This is a genomic window from Acinetobacter towneri (genome assembly GCF_001758345.1).
GTDB classification, from domain to species: domain Bacteria; phylum Pseudomonadota; class Gammaproteobacteria; order Pseudomonadales; family Moraxellaceae; genus Acinetobacter; species Acinetobacter towneri_A.
This window is the reverse complement of the sequence record NZ_MKQS01000013.1, coordinates 78816-91246: the sequence shown is the minus strand read 5'-3', so window position 1 is coordinate 91246 and position 12431 is coordinate 78816. Positions and strand designations below refer to the sequence as shown.

13 protein-coding genes are annotated in these 12431 nt (G+C 41.0%); 11 read left to right on the top strand and 2 right to left on the bottom strand.

Annotation, left to right across the window (positions count from 1 at the left end; translation table 11 throughout):
• Positions 1-10 precede the first annotated feature (10 nt).
• The 9 genes from ung (at position 11) to pyrF (ending at position 7102) form a co-directional block, all read left to right on the top strand.
• Positions 11-724, top strand: coding sequence for a uracil-DNA glycosylase (ung, locus tag BJN41_RS08605; RefSeq protein ID WP_019836524.1), 714 nt, complete (start codon positions 11-13; stop codon positions 722-724).
• Positions 721-1842, top strand: coding sequence for an enoyl-CoA hydratase/isomerase family protein (locus BJN41_RS08600; protein ID WP_019836523.1), 1122 nt, complete (start codon positions 721-723; stop codon positions 1840-1842). Before ung ends, BJN41_RS08600 begins: the two co-directional genes overlap by 4 nt.
• A 28-nt stretch (positions 1843-1870) precedes the next feature.
• Positions 1871-2398, top strand: coding sequence for a tRNA adenosine(34) deaminase TadA (gene tadA, locus BJN41_RS08595; protein ID WP_070154581.1), 528 nt, complete (start codon positions 1871-1873; stop codon positions 2396-2398).
• A gap of 65 nt (positions 2399-2463) precedes the next feature.
• Entirely contained in the window at positions 2464-2895 is a 432-nt protein-coding gene (locus tag BJN41_RS08590; protein ID WP_070154579.1) for an SRPBCC family protein, read from the top strand.
• Between the two features lie 16 nt (positions 2896-2911).
• On the top strand, positions 2912-3604 hold the full coding sequence (gene cmk / locus BJN41_RS08585) for a (d)CMP kinase (protein ID WP_070154577.1): 693 nt from the start codon (positions 2912-2914) through the stop codon (positions 3602-3604).
• A 119-nt stretch (positions 3605-3723) separates the two neighbouring features.
• A complete protein-coding gene (gene rpsA, locus BJN41_RS08580; RefSeq protein ID WP_070154575.1) occupies positions 3724-5400 on the top strand; it encodes a 30S ribosomal protein S1 in 1677 nt (558 codons plus the stop codon).
• Between the two features lie 159 nt (positions 5401-5559).
• Positions 5560-5865, top strand: coding sequence for an integration host factor subunit beta (locus BJN41_RS08575; protein WP_004976773.1), 306 nt, complete (start codon positions 5560-5562; stop codon positions 5863-5865).
• A 17-nt stretch (positions 5866-5882) separates the two neighbouring features.
• Positions 5883-6248 carry a lipopolysaccharide assembly protein LapA domain-containing protein gene (locus BJN41_RS08570; RefSeq protein WP_004976771.1) on the top strand — a complete coding sequence of 122 codons (366 nt, stop codon included), beginning with the start codon at positions 5883-5885 and terminating at the stop codon, positions 6246-6248.
• A 173-nt stretch (positions 6249-6421) separates the two neighbouring features.
• The gene (gene pyrF / locus BJN41_RS08565) at positions 6422-7102 is read left to right on the top strand and encodes an orotidine-5'-phosphate decarboxylase (RefSeq protein ID WP_070154573.1); all 681 of its coding nucleotides are present in this window, start codon (positions 6422-6424) and stop codon (positions 7100-7102) included.
• 133 nt (positions 7103-7235) lie between these two features.
• Here the strand turns inward: pyrF and BJN41_RS08560 are convergent, their stop codons facing one another.
• On the bottom strand, positions 7236-8141 hold the full coding sequence (locus BJN41_RS08560) for a lysine exporter LysO family protein (protein ID WP_070154571.1): 906 nt from the start codon (positions 8139-8141) through the stop codon (positions 7236-7238).
• 67 nt (positions 8142-8208) lie between these two features.
• Positions 8209-9687, bottom strand: a complete 1479-nt coding sequence (locus BJN41_RS08555) for a flavin-containing monooxygenase (protein ID WP_070154569.1) — start codon at positions 9685-9687, stop codon at positions 8209-8211.
• 184 nt (positions 9688-9871) lie between these two features.
• Here BJN41_RS08555 and BJN41_RS08550 point away from each other — a divergent pair, with 184 nt between their 5' ends.
• Together BJN41_RS08550 and zapE are read left to right on the top strand one after the other, a co-directional pair.
• Positions 9872-10879: an AraC family transcriptional regulator gene (locus BJN41_RS08550; RefSeq protein ID WP_070154567.1), complete on the top strand. Its 1008-nt coding sequence runs from the start codon at positions 9872-9874 to the stop codon at positions 10877-10879.
• A gap of 89 nt (positions 10880-10968) precedes the next feature.
• Entirely contained in the window at positions 10969-12123 is a 1155-nt protein-coding gene (gene zapE, locus BJN41_RS08545) for a cell division protein ZapE (protein ID WP_019836514.1), read from the top strand.
• Positions 12124-12431 lie beyond the last annotated feature (308 nt).

The window sequence follows — 12431 nt, the reverse complement described above, 5'->3', positions numbered from 1 at the left end:
TGATAGCGGTATGTCTTTTACTGAGCAGCAATATGCGAGCTTAAATAAAATTCAGTTAGATGAGAGTTGGAAATATAATCTAACCGAATTTTTATTGAGTCCAAAAATGGATGCGCTACGCGATTTTTTGTTGCAAGAAAAACAACTGAATAAGGTGATTTATCCACCAAGTTCACTGATATTTAATGCTCTAAATACCACGCCTTTAAACCAGGTGAAAGTCGTGATTATTGGGCAAGATCCTTATCACGGACCTAACCAGGCGCATGGACTTAGCTTTTCAGTACAAAGAGGGGTTGCATTACCTCCATCTTTGCGTAATATTTTCCATGAGTTACATACAGATTTAGGTGTGCCTATTCCAAGACACGGTGATTTAACGCACTGGGCAGAGCAAGGGGTGTTGCTGCTCAACAGCGTGTTAACGGTAGAAGCAGGACAACCAACCTCGCACCAAAAGCAGGGTTGGGAAGATTTTACAGATCATGTGATTGATGTGTTAAATCAACAACGTGAGCATATTGTGTTTATTTTGTGGGGCGCATATGCACAACGTAAAGGACAACGTATAGATCCAAATAAACATCTGATTTTGAAGGCAGCGCATCCATCACCATTGGCAGCAAACCGTGGGGGTTTCTTTGGATGTAAAGTATTTTCAAAATCTAATAATTATCTTAAACAAAATGGCATTGAGCCTATAGACTGGCAGCTGGACGCATGACACATTCTCCCATTTCTAAAGAATATCATCCGGATTTAATTGTCGAAGAAGCAAATAATGGTTGGCGCATTGTTCGTTTGAATCGCCCAAAATCTTTACATGCTTTAGATGAATCTATTGTTTCTGCATTATTGGCAGTATTCCAAGACTTCCATACAGACGATAGCGTAAAAGCTATTTGGCTTGATTCGACCACACCAAAAGCATTTTGTGCAGGTGGTGATGTGCGCAAGTTACGTCAGCTTGTCATTAATGATGAAGTTGCAACTGCAAATAAGTTCTTTGAACAAGAATATGCATTGGACTTGTTGCTACATAACTATGCTAAGCCTGTTTTAGTGTGGGGTGAAGGTTATGTCATGGGTGGTGGTTTAGGCCTATTTATGGCTGCACCATTCCGTTTGGTGACACCTTATTCGCGTTTAGCTATGCCAGAAATTAACATTGGTTTATACCCAGATGTAGGTGCAACCCGTTTCTTGGCAGACCGTGGTGCGATTGGTTTGTTCACTGGTTTAACAGGTTCAATCATGACTGCTGCGGGTGCTTATGGTATTGGTTGGGCAACGCATATTTGTGATGCACCACGTGCTACAGTCTTAGAAAAAGTCATTAATATTGACTGGAACCATTACCCTGCAGGGGATTTCCGAGCCATTGATGACACCTTGAACAGCATGCACCGTCCTGTAGGACCAGGTCCGTTACAAAACTCTTTGGATGTGATTCAAAGCGTGTGTCGTGGTGTGAGTTTTGAAAGTGATTATGAGTCGATTATTGGTTTAAGTGATGCACGTAGTGATTGGCTGCGTCAAGCTAGTGAAAACTTACAAAAAGGTTCACCAACCACAGCGGCGTTAACGTGGTTATTATGGCAATGGGGTAAAAAAGTTCACGCTTGGAATGAAGTATTCGAACTGGAAACGCAAATTTCAGACTGGAAAATTCGCCACGCAGATTTTGTCGAAGGCGTGCGTGCACGTTTGGTTGATAAAGACCTTGCACCAGCTTGGCAGCAAAATGGACCAGTGCAGCTCAAAACCATTTTTGCAGACAATCCACCTGTGACGAGCATTGAAAGCTGGAATGAGTTATTGAAACAATACGAGATTATTTGATTTGTATTGATTTATTACTCATTTTTAAATGTCAGAACAAAACTATAGCGATGAAGAGTGGATGCAGCTTGCCTATGCGCAGGCTGCTTTGGCGGCAGCACAGGGAGAAATTCCTGTAGGGGCGGTTATCGTCAGTCAAAATCAGGTGATTGGCGCGGGTTATAACGCACCTATTTCTTTACACGATGCCACTGCACATGCTGAAATTGTGGCAATCCGTGCAGCATGTGATCATATTCAAAATTATCGTTTACCTGAAGATGCCACGCTTTATGTCACACTGGAGCCTTGTACCATGTGTGTGGGTGCACTCATTCACGCGCGAGTTAAACGTGTGGTGTTTGGGGCAACTGAACCCAAAGCTGGCTCATTGGTCAGTGCCAGAAAGCTTTTAGAGTCAGGCTATTACAATCATATTTTTGATTATCAATCAGGTTGTTTAGAGCAGCGATGTTCAGCCCAATTGAGTGATTTTTTTAAGATGCGCCGTGCGCAAAAGAAACAACAAAAACAGCAACAGTGTATAAATGACCTTCATGATCAAAACCAATTCTGAGTTTTAGGTTTGATTTACGTTAAACTCAATCAAATACAACCCAGCATTCATCATCAGGGCATACCATGTACGCTATTCAAATTAAAAAAGAATTTACTGCGCCAGTTGAGCAAGTATTTGAATTACTTTCTAAACATGCAACTTATAATATCGCATTTGCACCAATGCAAGTGGTACGTATTAAAGACTCTACCGATCCGGAACGTCCAGATGGTGTAGGTTCAGTGCGTCGTATGGGAATTGGGCCGATTAAACCTTTACAAGAGCAAATTACCTTAATTGAACCGAATCAGCGGATTGAATATAAAATCATAAAAAACCCATTGATCAAACATCATTTGGGTACACTTGAATTTCAGCAAGTGTCGGGTTGCAAAACCCTAGTCACGTATCGCATTGAGTTACAAGTACGTGTTCCATTTGTGAGTAAAATTATTCTCGCTCAGTTGAAAAGTGCAATTAAAATTGGTTTATCCAAACTTGCAAAATCTCTTTAATCATTTCGGAAACATCATGACGGTTCAAATTATTACCATTGATGGCCCTAGCGGTTCAGGTAAAGGCACACTTGCGGCAAAATTGGCAGCCCATTATCAATTTCATTTGCTCGACTCTGGAGCGTTGTATCGTTTATTGGGTTTGGCTTTGCATAAGCAGGATTTACTAGATCAGCTTGATACTCAATTGAATCAATGCGTTGCTATTGCAACACAGCTTAATATTCAATTTGTGAGCCAACTCGATGGCACACAAGTGTTACTTGATGGTGAAGATGTCACGCAAACCATACGTACCGAACGTGTGGGGGAATATGCTTCAAAAGTTGCAGCAGTACCTGAGTTACGCGCAGCATTACTCGCACGTCAGCATGCCTTTGCTCAAGCACCGGGTTTGGTTGCGGATGGACGCGACATGGCGACCAGTATTTTTCCAAATGCACAGGCTAAAATTTATTTAACTGCTTCGGCAGAGTCGCGTGCACAAAGACGTGTAAAACAGTTGCAGGGTATAGGGCTGGATGCTAAAATAAGCGACATTTTAGCGAATATACAGGCTCGCGACAAACGAGACATGGAGCGCACAGTTGCTCCGCTCAAGCCCGCAGAAGATGCCTACATCATTGATAGTTCTGAGTTGAACATTGATGAGGTGTTTGCATTAATGACGGCTTATGTCGATCAGAAGCTTGCTATTTGCCGCGCTTAACCGCGTGAAATAAATCTATTCAGCGAACGCATAGCTTGATCAGTTCTATATGGACTATGTAGACGCTTAACTAAACCGGCCTTGTCTGATCCAAGACCGCTGACTTTATCAGGTATATCATGACCGAATCTTTTGCAGCCCTCTTTGAAGAAAGCGAATTAAACCTCAACGTTGAAAAGGGTGCTGTCATCCAAGGCGTTGTAGTAAGCATCGACTCTGACTGGGTAACAGTTGATACTGGCCTTAAATCAGAAGGCGTTGTTGACCGCGCTGAATTCTTAAACGAACAACGCGAACTTGAAGTTCAAGTTGGTGACACCGTTGATGTTGTTGTTGAAGCACTTGACAACGGTATGGGCCAAACTGTTTTATCACGTGAAAAAGCGAAACGTGCTGAAACTTGGACTAAACTTGAAAAAATCTTTGAAGACGGCGAAATCGTTACTGGTGTTATCTCTGGTAAAGTTAAAGGCGGTTTCACTGTAGACATCGGTCCAGTTCGTGCGTTCTTACCAGGTTCTTTGGTAGACACTCGTCCTATCCGTGACACAACTCACCTTGAAGGTAAAGAGTTAGAGTTCAAAGTTATCAAACTTGATGCTAAACGTAACAACGTTGTTGTATCTCGTCGTGCAGTTATGGAAGCTGAATCTTCAGCTGACCGTGAAGCGCTTCTTGCTCAGCTTGAAGAAGGTCAAACTGTTACAGGTACGATTAAGAACCTTACTGACTACGGTGCATTTGTTGACCTTGGCGGTATCGATGGTCTTCTTCACATCACTGACATGGCTTGGAAACGTATCAAGCATCCATCAGAAGTGGTTGAAGTGGGTCAAGAAGTTACTGTTAAAGTACTTAAATTTGACAAAGAGCGTAACCGCGTATCTTTAGGTCTTAAGCAATTAGGCGAAGATCCATGGTTAGCGATCATGAGCCGTTACCCTAAAGGTTCTATCGTTAAAGCTCGCGTAACTAACTTAACTGACTACGGCTGTTTCGCAGAAATCGCTGAAGGCGTTGAAGGTTTAGTACACGTTTCAGAAATGGACCACACTAACAAAAACATCCACCCATCTAAAGTTGTTCAGATTGGTGACGAAGTTGATGTTATGGTTCTTGAAGTGGACGAAGAGCGTCGTCGTATTTCTCTTGGTATCAAACAAACTCGTGCTAACCCATGGGAAGAGTTTGCTAAGAACCATGACAAAGGTGAAAAAGTTTCAGGTACAATCAAGTCAATCACTGACTTCGGTATCTTCATCGGTTTACCAGGCGGTATCGATGGTCTAGTTCACTTGTCTGACATTTCTTGGAACGAGCAAGGCGAAGAAGCAATTCGTCGTTACAAGAAAGGTGATACAGTTGAAGCGGTTATCCTTTCTGTAGACGCTGAAGGCAACCGCATCAGCCTTGGTATCAAGCAATTGAACAGCGACCCATTCAACGATTTCTTAGCTGCTAACGAACGTGGTGCTTTGGTTAAAGGTACTGTAACTGCTGTTGACGCTCGTGGCGCAACTGTTAAGTTAGCTGACGAAGTTGAAGCAACACTTAAAGCATCTGAAATCAACCGTGATCGCGTTGAAGATGCAACTAAGTTCTTAGAAGTTGGTCAAGAAGTTGAAGCGAAAATCATCAACGTAGACCGTAAATCTCGCTCTATCAACTTGTCTATCAAAGCGAAAGACGAAGCTGAAGAGAAAGAAGCTGTTGCTAACTTGAAAACTGCAGCTAGCGGTCAAGAGAATGGTCCTAAGACAATTGGTGACTTGATCAAAGCTCAAATGGGCAACTAAGTTGCGGGTAAACTGTATTGTTAATGTAAATTAACACATACTTTTTACACAAATACTGTAAACGGTAGCGTAGTATTGAATTATTACGCTACCGTTTTGTATTTAAACAGGTTATTATCAGTTTAGGTAAAAGTAGCTTGATAATTAAAGAGGTCGCAGATGACTACTGAAGCACTTAATAAGTCTGACTTGATAGAACGAATTGCTTTGAAAAATCCACATTTGGCTGAGCCATTGGTGGAAGAAGCTGTTAAGATCATGATTGATCAAATGATTGCATCACTATCGGCAGATAACCGAATTGAAATTCGTGGATTCGGTAGTTTCGCATTGCATCACCGTGAACCACGTGTAGGTCGTAACCCAAAAACAGGTAAGTCTGTAGAGGTTGCTGCTAAAGCTGTACCGCATTTTAAACCAGGTAAAGCACTACGTGATGCAGTAAACGAGTCTGTAAATAAATAAAATTCCTAGGGGTGTTTATGCGTTACGTTCTCGTCGCTATTTTAGTTATTCTATTTGGATATTCTCTGGCATTGGTTTTGCAAAACGGCACTGAACTTTCAGTTGACCTGTTATTTACTCAAGTACCTGCAATGCGTTTGGGTTTATTGCTTCTGATTACATTGGCGCTCGGTTTGGTGCTAGGGTTATTGTTGGGCGTGCAAGTGTTCCGTGTATTCCAAAATAGCTGGGAAATTAAGCGACTACGTAAAGATATAGAATATCTGCGTAAAGAGCAAATTCATGCAGCTCAACTTGCTGCTGCTGAAGCTGCTGCTCATACTCGTCATGAAAAAACGGTATTAGATGTGCATACTGAGGATCGTTCTTCTAATGCACTTTAAATTACTCTGTTGAGCGAATTGATCATCAACACCTCAAGGTTCTCTTTGGGGTGTTTTTTATGTGTATCTTTGAGCATATTGTTGCGATGAGCGATAAGCTTTCTTTTCGACTATCTGCGTGGCACGAATCACTTTATAATAACGACTATTTGTCAAATCCATAGGTAATTCTCTTGAGTATCATTGTTGCCCTCGATGCTAAAAGCCAATATGACGCCTTAACCATTGCAGAACAATTAGACCCTGCATTATGTCGAGTAAAAGTTGGTAAAGAGTTATTTACCCATGAAGGTCCAACCGTCGTGAAAGCCTTACATGACAAAGGTTTTGAAGTTTTTCTGGATTTGAAGTTTCACGATATTCCAAACACAACTGCTCAGGCAGTATGTGCGGCAGCAGACTTAGGCGTTTGGATGGTCAACGTGCATGCTTCAGGTGGTCGAAAAATGATGGAAACCTGTGTGGAGCGTTTAAAAGCAGGAAATTATCATACCCTATTGATTGCAGTGACTGTACTCACTTCTATGGGACATGAGGATTTAAAAGATTTAGGTTTAGATATTGAGCCATTTGAACAAGTTCAGCGTTTAGCCAAACTCACTCAAGAAAGTGGTTTAGACGGTGTGGTGTGTTCTGCACAAGAAGCCAAAATGCTACGTGAAACTTTAGGACAAGATTTCGCCTTAGTGACCCCTGGGATTCGTCCTGAAGGTTCTAATGCCGATGATCAAAAACGTATTGTGACTCCAAAACAAGCTATGCTAGATGGTTCTACGCATTTGGTCATTGGTCGGCCAATTACAAAATCTGAAAATCCGCGTCAGACTTTGAAAGATATTTTAGTGACGCTTTAAATTTAACATCTGTAACTCTTTTCAAAGGGAGATAAATCCTCTCAATCTCTCTGCCAGAGGGAGAGAGGACAGTTAGTGTAAATCTTCTCACTAACTTTCTCTCAGAGTGTAACAGAACAATTGTTGATTCTTGTTAAATCACTGCCAACACACTTACAGCAATGGGTGCAAGGATTGACAATACAAATCCACTGACCATGGCATGCGGAATATAATCGTTGCCACAGGCTTGTTTGACCATGGGCAAAGTAACATCCATGGCAGTTGCGCCTGCAGCAGAAATTGCAGCACGCGGATAACGCCATCCCAAGATATACATCAGCAATATCGCAAAAATCTCTCTGAATAAATCATTCATTAAGGCAATACTACCCAGTTCGGCATTGCGTAGTTCAGACACGACAATCCCGCTCATGGAATAAAATCCATAACCTTGTGAGAGCATAAGCAGGTCTTGTAGAGTGATGGGGAGCCAAAGTGCGCAAAGTAGTACCCCAGCAACTGAACCGAAAATACAGCCTACGGGCACCATCAAAATTTTCCAATTCAGCCAAGAACGATCTAGAGGCGAATACGCGAGATCGAGTCCAATCATCCACATAAACAGCAACAGTAAATACCAAGTGTTGATCTGAACTTGGAAATCCATAGCACTAAAAAGTAGATGCAACACGTAGCCTGCCAATAGTGCAAAAAAGGCATAGCTGATATTGATGCAAGATTGAATCAACAATTGTAATGAAACTTTACCTTGTGTTGCTTGTAGCCCCAAACCTTTGTAAAGCAAATAACAACACAGAAATGCACCGATTGAAGTAGCAAAAGCAATCTGTAAAGCTGTCATGAGAATATAGGATGGCTGCTGTAGTGAACCGAGCGTTTGTGAAAATTCCATCGCAATTGCAATCAGCAGGATATAGCTAAAATATGGAAGCAGTTGAAACGCAATTTTTTTAATTATTCGTGGAAGGCGTTTTGCCAGTAAAAAGCCAAGGCATAAACAGCAGAGTAATTGGAAAATCAGCCAAAGAGATTGCATGAGATCAACAGGTAGGAGGAGGATAAAAACCTGTTGATTATGCCAGTTTGCTTTTAAAAGCGGAAATTTATACCGCTTTGCTGATTAATCTAAAATCACTAGGATGCAGCGACTTGGTTTTTAGCCAATATTTCCAAGTATAGGTTGGCCAAAGGGCAAAGTTTTTTCCACCCTCTTGTTGATACCAACTTACACAGCCAGATTGCCAAACCGTGTTATTTAGCATGTCTTGCACATCGTGGTTAAATTGATCTTGTACTTGATCTTTTACTACAATTGCATTGCTCTGTGATTGTGCCACCAAATCCATCATTTGCAGAATGTAATCGACTTGCGATTCGATCATAAAAATAACCGAGTTATGCGCCAAAACTGTATTTGGCCCAAGCAACTGAAACAGGTTCGGAAAACCTTTGTGGCTAATGCCGTAATAGCTTTCTGCGCCATCTTTCCATGCCTGTTTTAATTCAACGCCATGTTCACCAATGCAGCTAAATGGCTGTAGATAGATACGCGGATCGGTAATAAAGCCTGTGCCATAAATCAGACAATCAATTTTTCGCATTTTACCATCTTTGGTGATGATGCTGTCTGCAGTCAATTCCTGTATTGCATCAGTCACTAATTCGACGTTGTCACGGTTAAAAGTTGGGAAGTATTTATTGGACACTAAAATACGTTTACATCCCATAATGTAGTCAGGCGTGAGTTTTTGTGCCAATTGTTTGTCTTTGACCTGAAAACGAATAAAGGCTTCTGCCAGTTTTTGGGTATATTTCATCACGTTAGGTTGCATGATTGGAATTGCACGTGATTCATTCGACCAATACAAACGCGCACGATGCAACTTTCTAAACCAGTCAGCTTGTTTAAACAGTTTTTTCTCAATATTCAGATATTTGCGTTCATCTCGTGGAATGACCCATGCAGCTGTACGTTGCATGACATATAACTGTTTAACTTGAGGTGCAATTTCAGGAATGTATTGAATCGCGCTGCCGCCTGTGCCAATAGATGCCACAACTTTGCTATTTAAGTTGTATTGATGATCCCATTGAGACGAGTGAAAAACCTTGCCCTGAAACTTTTCAATCCCTTGAATGTGCGGGATTTGCGGTACATGCAGTGGACCAGAAGCAAAGACTAAATATTGACAACTCAATTGTCTGCCATCTTTTAAAGCAACATGCCACGCACAGTCTTTTTCGTGGTATTCGGTATGCACCACTTCACTGTTAAATTGGCAATATTCACGAAGATTAAACTGTTGCACCACATCTTGAATATACTGAAAAATTTCTGGCGCTTCGGCATAACGTTTTGACCAGTCAGTTTTGGGGGCAAATGACAATGAATACAGATGCGATTGCACATCACAAGCCGCGCCAGGGTATTGATTTTCACGCCAAGTACCACCCACTTCATTAGACTTTTCTAAAATCACAAAGTTATGAATGTTGCGTTGTAGCAAACGAATCGCCATGGCCAATCCACCAAAGCCTGCACCAATAATTGCGACTTGATAATGTGCTGCTGCATCCTGCATGAAGGTATCCTTATATTTATTTTGTTTGATTTAGGTCTATTTAACTTAGGTTTGTCAATGTCAGGATAGAATAAGCCAGCATGCGCGAACATGATCGTGCTGACATAAAAATTGATATTTTCGGCAATTTCTATCTGTGGACGAATCGGGTAAAAAGGATATTTCGTTTCACACTGTTCATTTTATGAAAAGATCCATACTTGGCTTGATGTATTTAATACAAGGCATGCGTAAAGCAGGCGTTGATGTCGATGCAAAATTGCAAAGTATCGGCTTGTGTGCAGATGCGCTGGACACCAGTTCGGTGATTCATCCAAGTCTGGAATGGGATATTTTAAACGTTATTGGTGCAGATGTTGAACCTGAAATGGGGCTGTTTATTGGACAGCATTATGCTTTGGCAGGTTATGGTCCTTTATTGATGTTATTGGTAACTAGTCCAGATATTGCCACTGCACTACAAAAAGGGATTCAATATCAGGGATTGACGCATTTAAGCGGGAAACTGAGTTTACAACATAGCAAGCCACACGTGGCATTGTGTTATCAACCCAATGATTTACACAATAATTTAGGTTTGTTGCGCGCACAGTGTGAAATTTCAGGCACGTTCAAATTTATTCAAGACCTATATAAAATGATGGGGATGAGTGCGCCACGTATTCGCATAGAATTGCCATTTGCACAGCCGCAGCAAAGTGAAGTTTTACAAACTTTTTATGATTATTACGGTCAAGATATTGTTTTTAATCAACCACAAGCAGCGTTTTGGTTTGATGATGCTGTACTCACCGCACGTATTCCATCTGCCGATGCAGTCACTTTTAGCAGTTATGAAGCCAAGTGTATAATTGAGTTAGAGCGACTTAAACTTGAAGATGATACGCCTTCGGTGGTACAGCGCGTAAAAGATTATTTGGAATTACAACAGGGCAGTATGCCAAGCATGGCAGAAACAGCACATGCTTTGCAAATTCCGGAACGGACATTGCGCCATCAACTGCAACAACAGAACACCAGTTATAAACAAATTCGTGAAGATCTCATCAAAGATAAGGCATTGAGATTAATTGAATATCAGGAATATTCAATTGAAATGATTGCAGAGTTACTTGGTTATTCAGAACCCGCCGCATTTAACCATGCCTTTAAGCGATGGTTTGGACAAAGTCCACGCCAATATGCGAAATAGCCTAAGTATTTTGCAAACTATGCCAAAGTGCTATATCACTCGATTCGATCTTCGTTATAATCTAAAAGCCCCAATAAGTACTGATGAATATGTCTGATTTTAATTCGCCACAAACCACAGCCTTTACTCCATTATCGCCTGCGGAGCGTTATGCACAAGCGTTAGCCTCTGGACAATTTATGCCAGATGATGCGCAGGCGCAGGCTGTACACGAACTTGAGCGTGTGTGGCAGGAATTAATTCAACGCTATAAAGCATCAAAAAAAGCGTTCCGCCGTTTCCGCCGCCAAACAGCACCACAGGGTGTTTATATGTGGGGTGGTGTAGGTCGTGGTAAAACATGGCTCATGGATCAGTTTTACGACTCGATTCCATTTAGACGTAAAACACGTATGCACTTTCACCACTTTATGCAGCATGTGCATCGTGAACTGAACAAACTTTCAGGGCAGCGTAACCCGCTCGATTCTGTTGCAGACCAAATTTATAAAGATGCAGTGGTGATTTGTTTCGATGAATTTTTCGTATCTAACGTGACTGATGCGATGATTCTTAGTGAATTGTTCCAGAAATTATTCCATCGAGGTATCACTTTGGTGGCAACCTCTAACATCGCGCCAGACGGTTTATATAAAAATGGTATCCATCGAGATCGTTTTATACCAACCATTGAAATGGTCAAAAAACATTGCCAAGTGCTAAATGTCGATGCTGGTGTAGATTATCGCTTACGTGTTTTGAAACAGGCGCAATTATTTAAATCGCCTTTAACGCATGATAATCAAAACTGGATGGCACAGCGTTTCAGTGCTTTGAGCAATACACAACATTATTCTTCTGAGCCAATTATTATCAACCAACGTATTGTCGAAACAATTGCGCATACTGAAGATGTATTGTGGTGTGAATTTTCAGAACTGTGCTTTAAACCGCGTAGTCCTGCAGACTTTATTGAAATTGCCAACATCTACAATACGGTTTTGGTGAGCAATGTGCCGCATTTAACCGACTTCTTGTCTGAAGGAACACGTCGTTTTATTTATTTGGTCGATGAATTTTATGATCGTGGTGTCAAGTTACTACTGACTTCTGAAGATTCGATTATTGAAATTTATCAGGGCGAAAAACTGGCATTTGAAATTGAACGCACGCGTTCACGTTTATTGGAAATGCAGTCTGATGATTACTTAAATGAAGAACATAAACAGATACAGGCCACCGAAGCCAAACATCAAATCAGTTGATCTTTTAAGCGCCTAGAACTAGGCGCTTTTTTATGATAGAAAAGATGTGACTGTTGGTTTTATCGACATTTTGTCATAAACATGGCTTAATCTTGAAAGGTTGCAATAAGACTGACGCCGATTTTTACAACAAAATCTGAACTTAAGTCTAATTTCGACATTTCAAAAACTTTATACACTGTAAAAGTGTATTTAGATTGGTAATAGTGTCGTGTTTCTGATCAGTATTTATGATGATTGTTATTATTCATCTTGTAATAAATGATCGTTATTTTGAAATGTGATAATACTATTCAGCTAAATATAAA